The organism is Aeromicrobium sp. 50.2.37 (assembly GCF_024655735.1).
Taxonomy (GTDB): domain Bacteria; phylum Actinomycetota; class Actinomycetes; order Propionibacteriales; family Nocardioidaceae; genus Aeromicrobium.
Map to the genome: position 1 here is coordinate 1 of NZ_JANLGG010000003.1, position 17,843 is coordinate 17,843.

Here is a 17,843-nt window from a genome sequence, read left to right on the forward strand (position 1 = left end):
CCCCCCCCCCCCCCCCCCCCCCCCCCCCCCCCCCCCCCCCCCCCCCCCCCGACGGTCTCGTCCTCCTCGACCTTGATCTCGAGGATGGTGCCGGCGACGGGGGAGGGGATCTCCGTGTCGACCTTGTCGGTGGAGATCTCCAGCAGGGGCTCGTCGACCTCGACGGTGTCGCCGACGGCCTTGAGCCACGTGGTGACGGTGCCCTCGGTGACGCTCTCGCCGAGCTCGGGAAGGGTGACGGTCGTTGCCATGGTGTCGTCCTCGTTCGGGTCAGGCGTGCGAGTGGAGGGGCTTGCCGGCCAGGGCGAGTGCAGCCTCGCCGAGAGCCTCGTTCTGCGTGGGGTGCGCGTGGATCAGCTGCGCGACGTCCTCGGGGTAGGCCTCCCAGTTGACGATCAGCGAGGCCTCACCGACCTGCTCGCCGTAGCGGGCGCCGATCATGTGGACGCCGACGATCGGGCCGTCCTTCTCGCGCACCAGCTTGATGACGCCGGCGGTGCCGAGGATCTGGCTCTTGCCGTTGCCGCCGAGGTTGTACTCGACGGTCTCGACGTTGTCGTCGCCGTACTTCTCCTTGGCCTGCGGCTCGGTGATGCCCACCGAGGCGAGCTCGGGGTCGCAGTAGGTGACGCGCGGGATGCCCGGGTCGAGCACGGGCTGGGGGTTGAGGCCGGCGATCTCCTCGGCCACGAAGATGCCGTGGGCGAAGCCGCGGTGGGCCAGCTGGAGACCGGGCACGAGGTCACCCACGGCGTAGACGCCGTCGACGTTGGTGTGCAGGCGCTCGTCGGTGGGCACCCAGCCGCGGTCGACGGTGACGCCGACCTCCTCGAAGCCGTTGCCGTTGCCGTTCGGGCCTCGGCCGACCGCCACGAGGACGAGGTCGGTCTCGATGGTCTTGCCGTCCTCGAGGGTCACGATCACGCCGGAGTCGGTCTGCTCGACACCGGAGAACTTGGTGCCGGTCTTGAAGGCGATCTTGCGCTTGCGGAACGCGCGCTCGAGGTTCTTCGAGAGCGTCGGGTCCTCGAGGGGCACGAGCGTGGGGAGGGCCTCGATGATCGTGACGTCGGCCCCGAAGGACTTCCAGACGGAGGCGAACTCGACGCCGATGACGCTGCCGCCGATGATCACGACACGCTCGGGGACCTCGCTCATCGTGAGGGCCTCCTCGCTCGTGACGACGCGACCGCCGATCTCGAGACCGGGCAGGCTGCGGGCGTAGGAGCCGGTCGCCAGCACGACGTTCTTGCCGGTGTACCGCTGGCCGTCGACTTCGACGGTGTCCTTGGCGACGAGCACGCCCTCACCCTCGACGACCGTGATGCCGCCGGACTTGATGAGGCCCTGCAGACCCTTGTAGAGACGGTCGATGACGCCGTCCTTGTAGGCGTTGACGGCGGCCATGTCGATGCCCTCGAACGTGGCCTTGACGCCGTAGTTCTCGCTGTGGCGGGTCTCGTCGGCGACCTCGGCCGAGTGCAGGAGCGCCTTGGTGGGGATGCAGCCGTTGTGCAGGCAGGTTCCCCCGACCTTGCCCTTCTCGACCAGCGCGACGCTGAGGCCGAGCTGCACCGCGCGGAGGGCGCAGGCGTAGCCGCCGCTGCCGCCGCCCAGGATGACGATGTCGAAGGTGTTCTGGTCGCCCGGGCTGTCCGCCACAGTGTCCTCCCGCGTGGATGAGTCGTTCTCCGTCATCTTGTCACCCTCGCGTGCGACCGCACCACGGGGGGAGCGACCGGCGAGTAGGTTGCGGCGTGACCCGTGGGGCGCCGCCCGGCGACCTGCCGCGCGGGTCGCTGCGCGATTCTCCCGGTCGTCCACCAGTCGTCGGGCAGAATGTCGCCATGGCTCTGTTCGGCCGCCGACGCGGCAGCTCCGATCGTCGCGCGACGCGTGACGACATGGCCACGCTGCGCGCCTGGGCGGGGGAGCGTGACGGCGTCGAGGCGTACGTCGAGCCGCGCACGTCGTTCAACGAGCCGACGGTCGTCCTCGTGGCGTCGGACGGTGAGTCCATCCGCCGTCGGGTCGAGTCGCCCAAGGCGGCCGCCGACCTCGCCCGCAAGCTGGCGATCCCCGTCTACGACGCCAACCGGGTGGGGTACCCGCAGCGCATGCGCGACTACGCCGTGCGCAAGCAGGCCCGCGACACCGGTCGGGCGCGTTCGTCCTCGCCGGGCCCGCGTCGCTCCACGCCCGGTGGCTCCACGGCGCCGGCGCCGTCGGGCCCGCGTCCGCTCTCGCCGCGCGAGCGCGACGCGATCGCCACCCTCCAGGTGTCGGCCGACGTCACGGGCGACGCCACCGTCCGCCCCGACGACGAGGTGCTCCGCCGCTGGTGGAAGCAGGCGCGTGCCCGCTCCCACCCCGACCGCCGCGGTGGCGACCGCAGCGAGTGGGACGAGGTCGAGCAGGCCGCCCGCACCCTCGGCCTCGCCGGCGACTGACCCGCACGCCTCAGTCGGCGTGCTCGGGGGGCCAGACGACCGTGAACCGCTCGAAGACGACCTCGACGTGGTCGACATCGGCGTCGTCGGCCAGCCCGAGTCCGCGCGCCACGTAGCGGCGGTGCTCCCGCAGCCAGGAGTCACGGGTGCGGTCGTCCTCGCCCTCGTCCCATGCAAAGACGTCGTCGACGGAGTCGAGCCGTCCCGAGCGCACGTCGGTGGTGCGCAGCACGACGCGTGACCGCCCGGAGCCGTCCTCCACCACCCAGTGGCCGCCCAGCACGACGGGCTCGTCGGGGTCGGGCAGTCCGCAGGTGGCCCGCTTCGGGCCGTGGAGCACGTAGTCGAGGAGCCGGTCCGCCATCGCGGCCGAGCTGCCGAACGGTCCGACGGCGGGCACCTCGTCGCGGTGCTGCGGGTGCGCCGCGACGTAGGCGGCCCAGAGCGGATCGTCGCTCACGACCAGCCCGCCTCGTCGAGCCCGCCCGGGACCTCGACGTCGGGCGACGCGTCGTACGGGGTCCGGGTGAACGCGAACGTGGCGAGGTCCAGCTGGACGGGTCGGCCGTCGGCGTCGCGGCGCACCGTGAGCCGCTCGTTCTCGTAGTAGCCCTCGAGACCGACCCACGCACCGTCGGCGGTGGAGGCGAAGCGCGCGCCGCGGCCCTGCCCGGGCTCGCCGAGGACGAGCCGGTCCCCGTCGAGTCGGACGGTGTAGCGGGACGTTCCCCAGAACCAGTCGCCCACGAGGTCGAGCAGGTCGTGCTGGGCGGGCGCGCGGCGCCACGGCGGCGCGGCGACGGGCTCGCGCTCGCGCACAAGGTCGAGCAGGTCGGTGCCGACGGGGCCCAGCCCCGAGGTGGTGTTGGCCAGCACCACGACGCCGTCGCCGGACTCGACGTCGACGCGCAGCGACGCCAGGAAGCCCGGCATGGAGCCGCCGTGGCCGACGTACCGGCGGCCCGCGACGTTCCAGACCTGCCACCCGAGCGCGTGGGCGCCCGTCCACGGCTGTCCGGTGACGTCGCTCACCGCGACGGGGCGGAGCATCTCGCGCAGCGTGGCGTCCTCGAGCAGCCCGGCGGTGTGGCCGGCGGCGAAGGCGGCCCACCGGGCCAGGTCCTCGGCGCTCGACCAGAGCTGGCCGGCCGGGGCCAGAGCAGCGGCGTCGTGCTCGGGCTCGACGTGCGCCAGGTCCGCGAACGGGTGGACCGCGAGTCCGGGAGCAGCGTCGTCGGACGGCCGGTGGGTGGTGGCCGTCATGCCGAGGGGCTCGAGCAGGTCCTCGTGCACGGTGTCGTGCCACGGCTGACCACGCAGCCGGGAGACGAGCTCACCGAGGACGCCGAAGCCGGTGTTGGAGTAGTGGAAGCGCGTGCCGGGCGTGAAGAGCAGGCGCGGTCCTGCCGCCAGCAGCTCGTCCCAGGCCTCGCCGGGGGTCCGCTCCCACCACGGTCCGTTGGTCTCGGCCTGCAGGCCCGACGTGTGGCTCAGGAGCTGAGCGACGGTGACCGGAAGGTCGGTGCCGTTCGCCGCCCGCGGCCCGGTGGTTCCTGAGCCCCGTCGAAGGGCACCCCCGCCGGTGCCGTTCGCCGCCCGGAGCCCGGCACCCCCGCCGAGCTCCGGCAGGTGGTCGCCGATCCGGTCGTTCAGGTCGAGCCGACCGGCGTCGCGCAGCTGCAGCACCTGGGTGCCGACGAACGTCTTCGTGATGGACCCGATCCGGTACTGGGTCCGCGGCGTGGCCAGCGGCGAGTCCGCCGTGCCGTCGAGGTGGCCGGCCGCACCGCTCCACACCACCGCACCCCCACGCACGACGGCCGCCGTGACCGAGGGGACGCGGCGGCGGGCCTGCTCCTCGGCGAGACGGGCGTCGAGCGCGCGCCGGGTGCCCTCCAGCAGTGGTCCGTCGTCGGTGGCGGGTCGGTCCTCAGGCACCGGCTGCGGCCAGGTCGCTCGCCAGACGCACGAGCGTGCGGACCGACACCCCGGTCCCGCCCGACGGCGTGTAGCCGTGCTCGGCCCCGTCGTTGAACGACGGACCGGCGATGTCCAGGTGCGCCCACGGGGTCTCGCCGACGAACTCGCGCAGGAAGGCGGCCGCGAACAGGGTCCCGCCGTAGGGCTTCGGGTTGTGCTGGCGGATGTCGGCGATCTTCGAGGACGTGACGGCGGACTTCATCTCCTCGACGATCGGCAGCGGCCACATCGACTCCCCGGTGGCCTTCGCGGCGTCGAGGACCGACTCGCTCAGCGCGTCGTCGTTGCCGAGCACACCGCTGGTGCGCTCACCGAGCGCGACGACGCACGCACCGGTCAGCGTCGCGACGTCGATGATGCGGTCGGCACCGGCCTCCACCGCCAGGGAGAGACCGTCGGCGAGCACGAGACGACCCTCGGCGTCGGTGTTGTGCACCTCGACGGTGGAGCCGGAGCGCATCGTGAGCACGTCGCCGGGGCGGGTGGCCGAGCCGCTGGGCATGTTCTCGGCGAGGCAGGCGAACGCCGTGACCTTGATCGGCAGCCCGAGCTCGGCGATGGCCAGGGTCGCGGCCACGACCGCGGCCGCGCCCGCCATGTCGATCTTCATGGTCTGCATGCCGGCGCCGCTCTTGATCGAGAGGCCGCCCGAGTCGAAGGTGATGCCCTTGCCCACCAGGGCGAGGTGGGTGACGGGCTTGCGGGGCTCGTAGCTGAGGCGCACGAGGCGGGGCGGCGCGTCGGACCCGGCGCCCACGCCGAGGATGCCGCCGCAGTGCTCCTTCTCGAGGCGCTTCTCGTCCCACACCGAGACCTTGACGGGGGCGCCACCGGCGTGCTCGACGATCTGCTCGGCGAAGGCCGGCGGGCGCAGGTCGCCGGGCGGGGTGTTCACCCAGTCACGCGCCAGGGCCGTGGCGCGGGCCACCACGGCGGCGCGCTGGACGGCGTCGACGACCGTCGACTGGCGGGCGAAGGCGGACAGCACGGTGAGGGTCCGCACGCGATCGTCGTCGGACGTCGGCTTGGTCTTGTAGGCCTCGTAGCGGTAGGAGCCGAGCAGGGCGCCCTCCGCCACGGCCGTGACCTCGTCGCCCTCGGCCGGGTGCAGGGCCAGCGCCACGGACGTGGCCTTGGTACGGGCCGCGGCACGCACGCCGCTCGCGGCCGCACGGCGCAGCTCCTCGGCGTCGGGCTCGGCGCTCAGGCCCACGGCCACCACCGTCGAGACCTTGGCGGCCTCGCCGGCAGGGACGGTGACGACCTGGCCCTTCTCGCCGGTGAAGCCCAGCAGGGCCAGCGTCGAGGCGTGGTCGCCGGCGTCGTCGTCGTTGCGCACGCCCAGCACGAGGACGTCGGCCTTGACCGACGACGGCTTGGCTGTGCTGACCGAGACGTCAGGCAGAAGGGACTCGTTCACGCGCGACGGCGTCGAAGGGGCCATGGATCCCATGTAATCACGCAGGCCGCTAGGTTGAGTCGCATGGACCTGCTCCGCTCGCCGCTGCACGACCACCACGTGGCCCTGGGGGCCAAGATGGCCGAGTTCGGCGGGTGGACGATGCCGCTGGAGTATCCCTCGGAGTCAGGCGGCGGGGTGCTCGCCGAGCACGCTGCCGTGCGAGAGGCCGCCGGCCTGTTCGACGTGAGCCACCTGGGCAAGGCCAGCGTGCGGGGGGCGGGCGCCCTCGACCACGTGAACGCGGTCCTCACCAACGACCTGCGGCGCATCGGCCCCGGCCAGGCGCAGTACACGCTCTGCTGCGACGAGACCGGTGGCACGGTCGACGACCTCATCGCCTACGTCCGCAGCGAGTTCGACGTCTTCCTCGTGCCGAACGCCGCGAACACCGCCGCCGTCGTCGCACAGCTGCAGGCGTCGGCACCGGAGGGGGTCGAGGTGGTCGACCGGCACCGCGAGCTCGCCGTGCTGGCGGTCCAGGGACCGGCGAGCGAGGCCGTCCTCGAGGCGGTCGGGGTGCCCGTCGACCACGCGTACATGTCCTTCGTCGAGGCGCCCGTGGGTGGCGCCGAGGCCATCGTGTGCCGCACCGGCTACACCGGCGAGAAGGGCTACGAGCTCGTGGTCCGGGCCGACGACGCCCCCGCCGTGTGGGAGGCGCTCCTGGAGGCCGGCGCGCCGCACGGTCTGCGGCCCTGCGGCCTCGGTGCCCGCGACACGCTCCGAACCGAGATGGGGTATCCGCTGCACGGCCACGAGCTGTCCCTCGAGATCTCGCCGGTCATGGCGCGCGCGGGCTGGGCGGTCGGCTGGGACAAGCCCACGTTCGCCGGCAAGGACGCCCTGACCCGCCAGCGCGAGGAGAAGACCGTTCCCCTGGTGCGCGGCCTCGTCGCCGCAGGACGCGGCATCCCGCGTCCCGGCATGGTCGTGCGGTCCGTCGGCCCCGACGGCGAGCCCGGCGACGTGGTCGGCGAGGTCACGTCGGGCACCTTCTCGCCGACGCTGCGCCAGGGTGTCGGCCTGGCCCTCCTGGACCGGTCCGTCGGCGACGGTGACGACGTGGTCGTGGAGGTCCGCCGGCGTGCGGAGCGCTTCACGGTGACCAAGCCGCCGTTCGTGACGACCTCGACCTGACGACTTCCGACGCGACACGGGCCGTGGCCTGCGCGACGATGACCGGACCGACTGCTGGACCGAACGAGGAGGACGGCGATGAGCTGGAGCTGGGTGCTGGAGACCGCCGACGGGCAGGACAAGGGCCGGTCGGAGGAGTTCGACAGCCGCGGTGACGCGGAGTCGTGGGTGGGGGAGACGTTCTCCGAGCTGATCGACCAGGGCGTCGACCAGGTCCGTCTGCTCGACGGCGACACCGAGGTCTACGGACCGATGTCGCTGCACAGCGCATAGCCGTCCGCCGCCCGCCGCTCGAGGTGCGCGACGCGTGACCCGGCCGCTTCACGGGTGCGCGGACGCGCCGCCGGCCCGGTCGTAGCGCTCCGCGAGGAGGGCGAAGGCCGAGACCAGCTCCGGCGGACCGACGACGTCCATCGCGGACTCGAACCTCCCGAACCAGGCGGCCAGCGCGCCCCAGGACCAGGAGCCGGTCTCGATGCTGCAGCGGTGGTCGTCGAGCGCGACGAGCACCCCGTCGTCCACGAAGGGGCGTACCTCGTGCGCCGGCCGGTGCAGCACGACCGTGCCGCGGCAGGGCCACTCGTCCAGGTCCGACCCCTTGGACCGTGCCGACACGAACGCCTGCACGTCGCCGCCCGGCACGGACCGTGGCCGGAACCGCGGCCCGGTCGGCGTGCGCGGGCCGACGCGGTCGGCGCTGAAGATCCGCCAGTCCTCGCGGTCGAGGTCCCACCCGACGAGGTACCACCGTCCGGAGGAGCTGACCAGGTGGTGCGGCTCGACACGTCGCGCTGCAGGGACGTCGTCACCCGCGTCCGGTGCTCCTCTCGCGACGTAGTCGAAGCGGAGGACCTCGCGATCCCGTATCGCGTTGGCGAGGGTGACGAGGACGTCGACCGCCACGCTCGGGCGTGCCGTGCCCCCGGGTCGGATCGTGGTCACCTGGAGCGCGTCAAGGCGGTGCCGCAGCCGCGCGGGCATCACCTGACGGATCGTGACGAGGGCGCGGACCGCGGCCTCCTCGATGCCGACGCCGGAGGCCGGTGCGGTCTGCAGCGCGACGGCCACCGCGACGGTCTGGTCGTCGTCGAAGAGCAACGGCGGCAGCTCGGAACCGGCAGCGAGCCGGTAGCCGCCGTCCGGGCCCGTGGCGGCCTGGATGGTGTAGCCCATCTCGCGGAGTCTCTCGACGTCGCGGCGCACCGTGCGGTCGCTGACCTCCAGCCGCGAGGCGAGGAGGGGACCCGGCCAGTCCCGCCGTGCCTGGAGCAGCGACAGCAGACGCAGGAGCCTGGCGGTGGTGGTCACAGGGTCGAGATTACGTGGAGTTCAGGACAGAAGCTGGCCTGAACGGGTGTCACGGTGGGTCCACCGGCCGACGCGGCCGGCCACCACCGAAGGAGAAGACATGACCATCCAGACCGTCACCCACCTGAACTTCCGCGGCGACGCCCGCGCGGCGCTCGAGCTCTACCAGTCCGTGTTCGGCGGCCACCTCGCCATCACCACCTACGCCGACGCCGGCATGCCGGCCGACGCGCCCGGGGCGGGTGCGGTCCTCTTCGGCCTGGTGTCGGCCGACAACGGGTTCCGCGTGATGGGCTACGACGTCCCCGGCCGGACCGAGGGCATGCTCGTCGGCGGAGGCACCACCCGCCGGGAGAACCACACGACGCTCACCGAGCAGGCGGTGTTCGTCTCGGTCGCGTCGGACACCCTCGAGGAGCTCCAGGGCTACTGGGACGACCTCGCGGTGCAGGGCGTCGTCGTCGAGCCGCTCGCGGCCTCGGCCTGGAGCGCAGGGTTCGGCATGCTCACCGACCGGTTCGGCGTCACGTGGAGCTTCAGCGTCGTGCCGTCCTGACCGCGTCGCGGCGGCGCTGCGACCTGGTGGTCTAGTAGCGGTCCCGCAACGGGGCGCCGCGATCGATGGAGACGGCCGGCAGCCGGAAGCGACGCAGCTGGGTGCTGCGCAGCACCGAGTAGCCGACGGCACCCTTCGTGGGGGTGTCCGGGAACCGCTCACGCAGACCGCGCTTGAGGCCGCGGACCATGACCACCTCGTCGAGGATCGTGAGCAGCAGCATGACCGCCCAGGCGTAGAAGACGACGAGCTGGGCCCAGGGCTGGTTGATGAAGCTCAGCACCAGCACGAGCAGCAGGATCGGGAGCAGGTACTCGGCGACGTTGCGACGGCGGTCGACGAAGTCCCGGGCGAAGGCGCGGACCGGGCCACGGTCACGGGGCGGCAGGTCGGAGCCCTTGCCGGCGCGGAGCGCCTCCTGCTGCCGCTGGCGCAGCTGCGCGCGGGCGTCGCGCTCTCGACGCATCTGCTCCTTGCGCGTCAGGGGCGTCTTCATGGCCTTCTTGCGGGCGGCCTCGGCCTCCTTGCGACTGGGAGTCGCGCGGCCCTTGGCGTTGTTGCTCTGGCGGTCGTCCGGGGCGGCGTTGTCCTGCGTCACGGCGTCACCCTACACAGGAGGACCTCGCCATCCTCACCCCTGCAGGCGGTCGTCCACGTCGCGCGCGATGGTCGCCTGCTCCTGCGTCGGGACCGACGTGTCACCCGTCGCGACGAGGACCACGACGACCTCGGCGCGCCGGAACACGACCACGCGGAACCGGTTGCCGGCGCCGTCGTCGTAGTCCCAGCCCACCTGCTGGTCGCCGAGCCCGTCGAGCTCGTCCTCGGGGACGGGCTCGGTCGTGAACCCTTCCTCCTCGCACGTGGTCCGGACCGCCACGAGAGCGTCGAGGGTGTCGGTGGCGGCCTGCTCGTCCGCGACCATCCCGTACTCGAGCACGGAGCGCGGCAGCCCCTCCTGCTCGTAGTAGGAGACGCGACCCTCCTTGACGTTGGCGGGCTCGGCGGGGACGCCGCAGTAGCGGGGCTTGCCGGGGTTGCCCGAGATGCGCTCGCTGGCTGGCACGCGGACCCAGCCCTTCGGCAGCCCGTCCTCCGGCAGGATCGTGAGGTCGGCGCGCTGGTCGGCGGACGTGCGCTCGGGCGCGGCGGGCTCGTCGCCGCCCGTGCAGCCGCTCACCGTCACCAGGAGGGTGACGGCGAGCAGCGACGCGACGCGGGTGAACGGGTCACGGACCATTGCGGATCGCCTCCTCGAGGATGGCGGCCATCTCCTCGTGTCCTCGGTCGTTGGGGTGGTAGCTGCCGTTCTTGTCGGGCTTGCCGTCGGCGATGCGGACCTCGATGTTGTTCATGCAGGCGTTGGAGGTGCCGATCTCGCACCCGTTGAAGGCGTCGTACATGTCGACGTACTGGAAGGCACCGGGGTTCTCCTCGTTGAGCTCGTTCACGAGGTCCTCGATCTGGCCGTCCATGTCCTCGACCAGGTCGTTGATGGCCAGGATGTCATCGGTGTCGATCTGCGTGCCGTCGCTCCACGCGCTGCCCGGGTCCTCGGGGAAGAAGCGCGGGTAGCCGAGCACCAGGATCCTCGCGTTCGGAGCCTGCTCGCGGATCTGCGGCAGCAGCTCGCGCATGTTCTCGATGGCCTGGGCGATGTTCTCCTCGGCCTCGTCGCGCTCGGACTGGTTGTCGAAGCAGCTGTGGAACGGGTTCATCCCGTCCTTGATGCACTGCTCGAGCGTGTTCGCGAACTTCGCGTCGTTGCCACCGATGGTGAAGGTGACCAGGCTGGTGTCCTCGTCGAGGTTGTCCAGCTGCGCCGGTTCGTCGTCGTTGTCGCTGTTGGGCTCGGTGAAGTCCTCGGTGACGGCACCGGAGCAGGCCGCGAAGGTGTAGCCGCCGGCGAAGTCGAACGTGTCGTTGATCTGCTGGGAGTACGCGCCCTCGGACCGGTGGCACATGTTGTTGTACGGCGCCTCGGTCTGGGTGACCGGGATCTCGACGCAGCCGTACTGGTGGCAGTAGAGCTGCGGCTGGGGATTGCCGTCCTCGTCGAGGTTCTCGTAGTAGTCCTCGGCCTCGGAGGCGTAGTTCTCGTCGGTGTCGGGGTCGTACTCCGAGCCGCCCTCCCCGGAGGAGAAGGAGTCGCCGAGGGCGACGTACTCGCCGGCCTCGGCCTGCTCCTGCGGTGTGAGCGACGGGTCGAGATAGGTCGGCACCGTCGAGTCGCCGGGCAGGGGTGCCGTGGGCTCCGGCACCTCGCCGCAGTCGCTGCCGCCGGTGATCTCGCAGATCTTCGTGCTGACGGTGGCCCTGATGGGCTCGCTGTTGGCCGTGATGGTCCAGACGATCCCCCCGACCAGGATCGCGGCGAGGACGATGACGCCCACGAGCTCGAGCGAGCCTTGGCCCCGCTCGAAGCGTCGTGGTCGCACGGTCTGCATGGCTCCATGGAAGCGAGACGGGTACCCGGGCGCCCAGGGCCCTGGGACCCAGATGCTCCGCTGCGGCGTCCGTCGGTCGTGCAGCCCCGGTCGTGCACGGTGCCCGTACTCTGGCGCCATGGGGATCGGACGCAGGATTCGCGACATCTGGCGGTCGCGGTCGCACCAGGAGCTCGACGGCGACGCGTTGCGCAGCTCGCTCGACGACACGTACCGCGGTCAGCTGGCCCACCTGCAGCGCGTGCGTCGCGGCGTCGCGGACGTCACCACGAGCCGCAAGCGCGTCGAGGTGCGGCTCCGCCAGCTCGAGCAGCAGTCCAGCACCTTCGAGGGCCAGGCGCGCGAGGCCGTCGCCCGGGGTGACGACGACGCGGCCCGCGCGGCACTCGGGCGCAAGGTCGGGCTCGAGGAGGCCCTGGCGGACCTGCGCGAGCGGCACGCCGCCCTCCAGAAGGAGGAGGCCACGATCACCGACGCGGCGACCCGCCTGGAGCAGAACATCGAGGACTTCCGGCTCCGCAAGGACACGCTCACGGCCCGCCAGTCCGCGGCCGAGGCCCGTTCTCAGCTGACCAGCGCCGACTCCGGCATCACCTCCTCGCTCAGCACCGTCAACCAGCAGATGGAGGCGGCCGAGCGGCACACCCGAGAGCTCGAGGCCAAGGCCGACGCCGTGGACGAGCTCGTCGCCGACGGGGTCGTCGCGCGGCCGGGCGAGGACACCGCCGACCTCGAGGCGCGCCGCTTCGACCGCGAGCTCGGGATCGACCCGTCCTCCACGGACACCGAGTCAGGGGAGGATGGCCGTGGCCCGCACCAGATTCAGGCCTGACGCGGGGCTCTCCCGACGGATGTTCGGGGTGAGCCTCGGGCTCGGCGCCCTCTACGTCGCCTTCGGCGCGATCCTGATCAACTTCTCCGGCAGTGCGGTCGTCGGGCTCGTCATCGTGATCGCCATGGCCTGGGGCCAGTGGTACTTCTCCGACAAGCTCGCCCTGCGGTCCATGGGCGCGAAGGTCGTGACCCCGGAGCAGGCCCCCGAGCTGCACGCCATGATCGACCGGCTGTGCGTCATGGCCGACATGCCCAAGCCGACGGTGGCCGTCGCGGTCACCGACATGCCGAACGCCTTCGCGACCGGCCGCACGCCCAGCCACTCCGCGGTGTGCGTCACGACCGGCATCATGCAGCGTCTCGACGCCGACGAGCTCGAGGGCGTGCTCGCGCACGAGCTGGCCCACGTGGCCAACCGCGACGTCTCGGTCATGACGGTCGCCTCGTCGCTGGGCCTGCTGGCCGGCTTCATCACCCGCTGGGGCCTGTACTTCGGCCGGGGCGGCAGCAACCGCAACGGCAACAACGTGCCCTTCATCGTCGTGTTCCTCGTGAGCATGGTGGTGTACTTCATCAGCTTCCTGCTGACCCGGGCGCTGTCGCGGTACCGCGAGCTCAGCGCGGACCGCAGCGGCGCGTACCTCACGGGGCGTCCCTCGAAGCTGGCGTCGGCCCTCACCAAGATCTCGGGCGACATGAGCCGCATCCCCAACAAGGACCTGCGCGACTCCCAGGCCCTGAGCGCGTTCTTCTTCGCGCCGGCCATCAGCCGCGCGTCGGCCGGCGCCCTCATGGCCACCCACCCGCCGTTGGAGCAGCGCCTGGCGCAGCTGGCCAAGGTCGGCGCCGAGCTCTCGGATCCGATCTGATGGGCCCGATCTGATGGGCTGGCTCGACGGGATCCTCGGGCGCTCCAAGCCGCCGGAGGCCGACCTCGACGTGCTGTTCGGAGTGCCCCAGGCGGGGTTGTCGCTGCAGGCTGCCGGCTTCACGGCCACGGGCGCCGGAGCCGTGTGCTTCCGCGACGTCGACGGCGTCAGCGACGACCAGGTCGTGGCCGAGGTGCAGCAGGTCATCGGGACCGACGCCTCGGCGGCGGTCGAGCTGAGCGACGACGGGCGAGGCTTCCGCTGGATGCAGGTGACCCGGTCGCCGGGCGACCTCACCGGCCTGGTCACCGACCTTCACGCGGCGAACTCCTCGCTCGCCGACGCCGGGTACGGACCCCAGCTCCTGTGCTCCACGGTCCTGTTCACGGCACCTTCCGGCGGAGCGCTGGCGCTGGTCTACCTGTTCAAGCAGGGCACCTTCTACCCGTTCGCGCCGGTCGCCGGCCAGCGTCGGGACAACCCGGTCGAGATCCAGGTCCGCGCGCTCGTCGAGGGTGACGTCCCGGTCGAGCCGAAGCTCGAGCGGTGGCTCGCGCTGTGGGGTGCGCCGGGCCTGTCCGTCTAGGGCACTGGGGCGCGCACTGCGGCTGGGGCGTCCGGGTCGGCCGGTCTTGGGTAGGTTGGGACCGTGAGCCTCGACACCCTCTCGACCGCAGAGATCAGCGCCCTCCACGACGAGCAGACGGCCGCCTACGAACGCCTCAAGGCAGCCGGTCTCGCCCTCGACATCACGCGCGGCAAGCCGTCCGCGGCCCAGCTCGACCTGTCGAACGCCCTGCTCGACCTCCCGGGCCAGGACTACAAGGACGGCGCGGGCACCGACACCCGCAACTACGGCGGCATCGTGGGCAACACCGACCTGCGCGGGATCTTCGCCGAGCTGCTGCACGTGCCGGTCGACCAGGTGGTCGCGGGCGACAACGCGAGCCTGGCGATCATGCACGACCTGGTGGTGCTCGCCATGCTCAAGGGCACGGTCGGCTCGACGCGTCCGTGGTCGCAGGAGGACGAGGTCGTCTTCCTCTGCCCCGCGCCCGGCTACGACCGGCACTTCGCGATCTGCGAGCAGTACGGCATCACCATGCGCACCATCGAGATGCACGACGACGGCCCCGACATGGCCGCCGTGCGCGAGGCCGTCACCGACCCGGCCGTCAAGGGGATCTGGATCGTCCCCACGTACGCCAACCCCACGGGTGCGGTCGTCAGCGAGGCGAAGGCCGCCGAGCTGGCCGCCCTCGAGACCGCCGCACCCGACTTCCGCATCTTCTGGGACAACGCGTACGCCGTGCACCACCTGACCGAGGAGCGCACCAAGACCGCCGACATCGTCGGCCTGTGCGCCGCCTCCGGGCACCCGGACCGTCCCTTCGTGCTCGCGTCGACCTCCAAGATCACCTTCGCCGGGTCCGGGGTCAGCTTCTTCGCCTCGTCGCCGGAGAACGTCGCCTGGTACACGGGACTCATCGGCAAGCGGACGATCGGGCCCGACAAGGTCAACCAGCTGCGCCACCTGCGGCACCTCGTCGACGTCGACGGCGTGCACGCGCTCATGGACCGGCACCGCGAGATCCTCGCCCCGAAGTTCGCGGTGGTGCTCGAGGTCCTGTCCGAGCGACTCGGGGGACACGACGTGGCCACGTGGACCGAGCCCAAGGGCGGCTACTTCGTGAGCCTCGACGTCCCGGACGGCTGCGCGACGAGGGTCGTGCAGCTGGCCAAGGAGGCCGGCATCGCCCTCACCCCGGCCGGTGCCTCGTTCCCGTACGGCAAGGACCCGCGCGACCGCAACATCCGCATCGCGCCGTCGTTCCCGCCCATCGAGGAGCTGCGGACGGCCATGGAGGGACTCGCCACGTGCGTGCTCCTCGCGGCCACCGAGCAACGACTGGCCTGACGACCGTGCGGGTGCTCGTGGCGCCGGACACGTTCGCCGGGACGCTGGGCGCCCCCGAGGCGGCCAGGGCGATCGCGCGCGGCTGGGCCCGTGCGGCGCCCCACGACGAGATCGTGCGGCTGCCCATGGCCGACGGTGGCCCCGGCTTCGTCGACGCGCTCCACGACGCCCTCGGCGGTCACCTCCACGTCGTGACGGTGACCGGGTCGACCGGGGTCGACGTCCCGATGACGGTCCTCGTCGTCGACGACGTCGCGTACCTGGAGTCGGCACAGGCCTGCGGGCTCCAGCTCGGACCGCCGTCGGCGAGGTCGGCGAGCACGTGGGGCGTGGGTCAGGCGATCGCGGCCGCCGTGGAGCTCGGCGTCGAGTCGGTGGTCGTGGGTCTGGGCGGCAGCGCCACCAACGACGGGGGCGCCGGACTGCTGGGCGCGCTCGGAGCGGTGGCCGACCGCCCGCTCGACGCCGGGCCCGACGGGCTCGGCGGCATCACACGGGTCGACCTCGAGCCGGCTCGCGCGGCAGTCGGCCAGGTGCGCCTCGTGGCGGCGAGCGACGTCGACGTGCCCCTGCTCGGGATGTTCGGTGCGACCAAGACCTTCGGGCCGCAGAAGGGCCTCTCCGACGCCGACGTGGTCGAGGTCGACGGACTGCTCGACCGGTTCGTCGAGGCGGCCTGCGGCTCGTCCCCGGCGGAACGGCGGGTCGCGGACTCGCCGGGTGCCGGCGCTGCGGGCGGCCTCGGGCTCGCGCTCCTCCTCCTGGGCGCGGAGCGCCGGCCCGGTGTCGCGGTCGTGGCCGACGCCGTGGGTCTGGACGCCGCGTGCGCCGCGGCCGACCTGGTGGTCTCGGGGGAGGGTGCCTACGACCACACGTCGCGCAGCGGCAAGGTCGTGCACGGCGTGGCGCAGGTGGCAGCACGCCACGCCCGTCCGTGCGTGGCGATCGCCGGCCAGGTCACGGTGGGCGCGCGCGAGATGCGCGCCATGGGCGTGGAGTCGGCGTACGCGGTGCTCGACGTCGTGGGGGAGGAGCGTGCCTTCGCCGATCCGGCCGGCTCGCTGAGCGAGGTGGCCGAGCGGGTCGCCCGCACCTGGTCCAGGTGAGCCCGCGGCGGAGCACGTGGTGATCGCGCCCAGGTCGAGCACGTACGATGGAACAGAACCGGCCTCCTCCTGGTTTGCACCAGGGAGACCACCCGAGACCGACGGAGATGACATGAGCGTCGACAGCAGCACGACCCCCGACACGGCCACCACCGCCACCGACGGCGTCACCGCGCCCGCCGAGGGCGTGACGTTGTCCGCCAACGCCGCCGACAAGGTCCGGAGCCTGCTCGCGCAGGAGGGTCGCGACGACCTCGCCCTGCGGATCGCCGTGCAGCCCGGTGGCTGCTCCGGCCTGCGCTACCAGCTCTTCTTCGACGAGCGCACGCTCGACGGCGACGAGGTCCGCGACTTCGACGGCGTCAACGTCGTCGTCGACCGCATGAGCCTGCCCTACCTGGGCGGCGCCACCATCGACTTCGTCGACACGATCGAGAAGCAGGGCTTCACCATCGACAACCCAATGGCCACCGGTTCCTGCGCCTGCGGCGACTCGTTCCACTGATGGAGTGACCTCGCGAGCCTTGCGAGCGACGGTCACGACACGCCGAGCAGTCCACGCCGAAGGCGTCCAGCTCGGTCGAGGTGCCCCGACGGCCCGGACCCAGCCGGCGTCCGGGGCCACGCTTGCACAGCTCGTGAACGCACCAGCACGCCCGAGGTCACGCACGACCTCCTCACACGACGGCCTCCTGCGCACGCAGGGGGCCGTCGTCTAGTCTCGTCGGGTGCATCTCGCGATCGCCGGTTCCGTGGCCACCGACCACCTGCAGGTCTTCACGGGAAGGTTCTCGGACTCCCTGGTCCCCGACCAGCTGGACAAGCTGTCCGTCTCCTTCCTCGTCGAGGACCTCGACATCCGCCGAGGAGGGTGTGCGGCGAACATCTCCTTCGCCCTGGCCGCGCTCGGCCACCGACCGACGCTCGTGGCCTCGGTCGGCACCGACTTCGTGGAGCAGGGCTACCGCACCTGGCTCGAGGACGCGGGCGTCGACTGCTCCCTCGTCCACGTCTCGCCCACGGCCCACACGGCCCTGTGCACCATCACGACGGACGACGCCCACGCGCAGATCGTCACGTTCTACCCCGGCGCCATGGCCGAGGCGCGGCGCATCGACGTGGGGGAGATCCACCGCGAGCGGCCGATCGACCTGCTGCTCATCGGACCGGACGACCCGGCCGGCATGCAGCGCCACACCGAGACGGCCCGGTCGCTCGGCATCCCGTTCGCCGCGGACCCCTCGCAGCAGCTCGCCTGGGCCGGCGGCGACCTGATCCGTGACCTCGTCGACGGTGCCGCCTACCTGTTCAGCAACGACTACGAGGACGCCCTCATCCAGAGCAAGACCGGCTGGTCGGCCGACGACGTGCAGGCGCGCGTCGGCACCCGCGTCGTCACGCGCGGCAAGGACGGCGTCACGGTGTACCCGTCCGAGGGCCCGGCCGTCGAGGTCGCGGCCATCCCGGGCGTGACGTCGGTCGACCCGACCGGCGTCGGCGACAGCTTCCGCGCCGGGTTCCTCGCCGGTGTGGCCGCGGGCCTGACCCTCGAGCGGTGCGCCCAGATCGGCTGCACCATCGCCGCGAGCGTCGTCGAGACGACCGGCACGCAGGAGTACCGCCTGACCCGCGAGGCGTTCCTCGGACGGCTCGAGGGAGCCTACGGCGAGGCCGCCCGGGTCGAGGTCGACGCCGCCCTGAGCCTGGTGTGAGCTCACCCCGCGAGTGCACCCTAGGAAGGGTGCCCTTACCTCCCCGTCACGGACGACGTCGGGG

General features: G+C 72.2%; 20 protein-coding genes. 11 read left to right on the forward strand and 9 right to left on the reverse strand.

What is annotated here, in order from left to right:
- Positions 1-251, reverse strand: a 251-nt coding sequence (locus tag NUV38_RS02475; RefSeq protein WP_308219638.1) for a biotin/lipoyl-containing protein, incomplete at its 3' end; no start/stop codon positions are given.
- A 19-nt stretch (positions 252-270) separates the two neighbouring features.
- Positions 271-1,698, reverse strand: coding sequence for a dihydrolipoyl dehydrogenase (gene lpdA, locus NUV38_RS02480; protein WP_156366909.1), 1,428 nt, complete (start codon positions 1,696-1,698; stop codon positions 271-273).
- A 149-nt stretch (positions 1,699-1,847) separates the two neighbouring features.
- Here lpdA and NUV38_RS02485 point away from each other — a divergent pair, with 149 nt between their 5' ends.
- On the forward strand, positions 1,848-2,450 hold the full coding sequence (locus tag NUV38_RS02485) for a hypothetical protein (protein WP_257727608.1): 603 nt from the start codon (positions 1,848-1,850) through the stop codon (positions 2,448-2,450).
- Between the two features lie 10 nt (positions 2,451-2,460).
- Here NUV38_RS02485 and NUV38_RS02490 read toward each other — a convergent pair whose 3' ends face one another.
- Genes NUV38_RS02490 through NUV38_RS02500 form a run of 3 tightly spaced genes read right to left on the reverse strand, consistent with a single transcriptional unit; the run spans position 2,461 to position 5,850 of the window.
- On the reverse strand, positions 2,461-2,910 hold the full coding sequence (locus NUV38_RS02490; protein WP_200914512.1) for an ASCH domain-containing protein: 450 nt from the start codon (positions 2,908-2,910) through the stop codon (positions 2,461-2,463).
- Positions 2,907-4,388: a serine hydrolase gene (locus tag NUV38_RS02495; RefSeq protein ID WP_257727609.1), complete on the reverse strand. Its 1,482-nt coding sequence runs from the start codon at positions 4,386-4,388 to the stop codon at positions 2,907-2,909. Before NUV38_RS02495 ends, NUV38_RS02490 begins: the two co-directional genes overlap by 4 nt.
- The gene (locus NUV38_RS02500; RefSeq protein ID WP_257727610.1) at positions 4,381-5,850 is read right to left on the reverse strand and encodes a leucyl aminopeptidase; all 1,470 of its coding nucleotides are present in this window, start codon (positions 5,848-5,850) and stop codon (positions 4,381-4,383) included. Before NUV38_RS02500 ends, NUV38_RS02495 begins: the two co-directional genes overlap by 8 nt.
- 63 nt (positions 5,851-5,913) lie before the next feature.
- On the opposite strand from NUV38_RS02500, the gene gcvT reads away from it, so the two are divergent.
- Complete coding sequence (gcvT, locus tag NUV38_RS02505; RefSeq protein WP_257727611.1) at positions 5,914-7,029, forward strand: glycine cleavage system aminomethyltransferase GcvT; 1,116 nt, start codon at positions 5,914-5,916, stop codon at positions 7,027-7,029.
- A 78-nt stretch (positions 7,030-7,107) separates the two neighbouring features.
- On the forward strand, positions 7,108-7,302 hold the full coding sequence (locus tag NUV38_RS02510) for a hypothetical protein (protein ID WP_055965659.1): 195 nt from the start codon (positions 7,108-7,110) through the stop codon (positions 7,300-7,302).
- 48 nt (positions 7,303-7,350) lie between these two features.
- Here the strand turns inward: NUV38_RS02510 and NUV38_RS02515 are convergent, their stop codons facing one another.
- A complete protein-coding gene (locus tag NUV38_RS02515; protein ID WP_257727612.1) occupies positions 7,351-8,337 on the reverse strand; it encodes a YafY family protein in 987 nt (328 codons plus the stop codon).
- A 100-nt stretch (positions 8,338-8,437) separates the two neighbouring features.
- Between NUV38_RS02515 and NUV38_RS02520 the strand changes: the two genes are divergently transcribed.
- A complete protein-coding gene (locus tag NUV38_RS02520; RefSeq protein ID WP_257727613.1) occupies positions 8,438-8,893 on the forward strand; it encodes a VOC family protein in 456 nt (151 codons plus the stop codon).
- A 31-nt stretch (positions 8,894-8,924) separates the two neighbouring features.
- Here NUV38_RS02520 and NUV38_RS02525 read toward each other — a convergent pair whose 3' ends face one another.
- From NUV38_RS02525 to NUV38_RS02535, 3 genes are read right to left on the reverse strand one after another with little or no spacing between them, the layout of a single operon-like run.
- Positions 8,925-9,491 (reverse strand): DUF3043 domain-containing protein, encoded by a 567-nt coding sequence (locus NUV38_RS02525; RefSeq protein WP_055965665.1) that lies wholly within the window; start codon positions 9,489-9,491, stop codon positions 8,925-8,927.
- A gap of 33 nt (positions 9,492-9,524) precedes the next feature.
- Positions 9,525-10,133 (reverse strand): hypothetical protein, encoded by a 609-nt coding sequence (locus NUV38_RS02530; RefSeq protein WP_257727614.1) that lies wholly within the window; start codon positions 10,131-10,133, stop codon positions 9,525-9,527.
- The gene (locus tag NUV38_RS02535; RefSeq protein ID WP_257727615.1) at positions 10,123-11,340 is read right to left on the reverse strand and encodes an SGNH/GDSL hydrolase family protein; all 1,218 of its coding nucleotides are present in this window, start codon (positions 11,338-11,340) and stop codon (positions 10,123-10,125) included. Before NUV38_RS02535 ends, NUV38_RS02530 begins: the two co-directional genes overlap by 11 nt.
- A gap of 118 nt (positions 11,341-11,458) precedes the next feature.
- Between NUV38_RS02535 and NUV38_RS02540 the strand changes: the two genes are divergently transcribed.
- The 7 genes from NUV38_RS02540 (at position 11,459) to NUV38_RS02570 (ending at position 17,779) form a co-directional block, all read left to right on the forward strand.
- The gene (locus tag NUV38_RS02540) at positions 11,459-12,172 is read left to right on the forward strand and encodes a PspA/IM30 family protein (protein WP_055965671.1); all 714 of its coding nucleotides are present in this window, start codon (positions 11,459-11,461) and stop codon (positions 12,170-12,172) included.
- The gene (gene htpX, locus NUV38_RS02545) at positions 12,147-13,043 is read left to right on the forward strand and encodes a zinc metalloprotease HtpX (RefSeq protein WP_056581160.1); all 897 of its coding nucleotides are present in this window, start codon (positions 12,147-12,149) and stop codon (positions 13,041-13,043) included. The genes NUV38_RS02540 and htpX overlap by 26 nt, the downstream gene beginning before the upstream one ends.
- Before the next feature lie 13 nt (positions 13,044-13,056).
- Positions 13,057-13,629, forward strand: coding sequence for a hypothetical protein (locus NUV38_RS02550; protein WP_055965673.1), 573 nt, complete (start codon positions 13,057-13,059; stop codon positions 13,627-13,629).
- A 63-nt stretch (positions 13,630-13,692) separates the two neighbouring features.
- Entirely contained in the window at positions 13,693-14,961 is a 1,269-nt protein-coding gene (locus NUV38_RS02555) for an aminotransferase class I/II-fold pyridoxal phosphate-dependent enzyme (protein WP_257727616.1), read from the forward strand.
- A 5-nt stretch (positions 14,962-14,966) separates the two neighbouring features.
- The gene (locus NUV38_RS02560; RefSeq protein WP_257727617.1) at positions 14,967-16,067 is read left to right on the forward strand and encodes a glycerate kinase; all 1,101 of its coding nucleotides are present in this window, start codon (positions 14,967-14,969) and stop codon (positions 16,065-16,067) included.
- A 112-nt stretch (positions 16,068-16,179) separates the two neighbouring features.
- The gene (locus tag NUV38_RS02565; protein WP_055965679.1) at positions 16,180-16,572 is read left to right on the forward strand and encodes an iron-sulfur cluster assembly accessory protein; all 393 of its coding nucleotides are present in this window, start codon (positions 16,180-16,182) and stop codon (positions 16,570-16,572) included.
- Positions 16,573-16,795: 223 nt separating this feature from the next.
- Complete coding sequence (locus NUV38_RS02570; RefSeq protein ID WP_257727618.1) at positions 16,796-17,779, forward strand: carbohydrate kinase family protein; 984 nt, start codon at positions 16,796-16,798, stop codon at positions 17,777-17,779.
- Positions 17,780-17,843: the final 64 nt, after the last annotated feature.

Bases quoted from the DNA above. Each gene is read 5' to 3' on its own strand.
- NUV38_RS02520 (WP_257727613.1), top strand. From the start codon at position 8,438: ATGACCATCCAGACCGTCACCCACCTGAACTTCCGCGGCGACGCCCGC.
- NUV38_RS02530 (WP_257727614.1), bottom strand. From the start codon at position 10,133: ATGGTCCGTGACCCGTTCACCCGCGTCGCGTCGCTGCTCGCCGTCACC.
- NUV38_RS02510 (WP_055965659.1), top strand. From the start codon at position 7,108: ATGAGCTGGAGCTGGGTGCTGGAGACCGCCGACGGGCAGGACAAGGGC.
- NUV38_RS02565 (WP_055965679.1), top strand. From the start codon at position 16,180: ATGAGCGTCGACAGCAGCACGACCCCCGACACGGCCACCACCGCCACC.
- gcvT (WP_257727611.1), top strand. From the start codon at position 5,914: ATGGACCTGCTCCGCTCGCCGCTGCACGACCACCACGTGGCCCTGGGG.
- lpdA (WP_156366909.1), bottom strand. From the start codon at position 1,698: ATGACGGAGAACGACTCATCCACGCGGGAGGACACTGTGGCGGACAGC.
- NUV38_RS02535 (WP_257727615.1), bottom strand. From the start codon at position 11,340: ATGCAGACCGTGCGACCACGACGCTTCGAGCGGGGCCAAGGCTCGCTC.
- NUV38_RS02540 (WP_055965671.1), top strand. From the start codon at position 11,459: ATGGGGATCGGACGCAGGATTCGCGACATCTGGCGGTCGCGGTCGCAC.
- NUV38_RS02550 (WP_055965673.1), top strand. From the start codon at position 13,057: ATGGGCTGGCTCGACGGGATCCTCGGGCGCTCCAAGCCGCCGGAGGCC.
- NUV38_RS02485 (WP_257727608.1), top strand. From the start codon at position 1,848: ATGGCTCTGTTCGGCCGCCGACGCGGCAGCTCCGATCGTCGCGCGACG.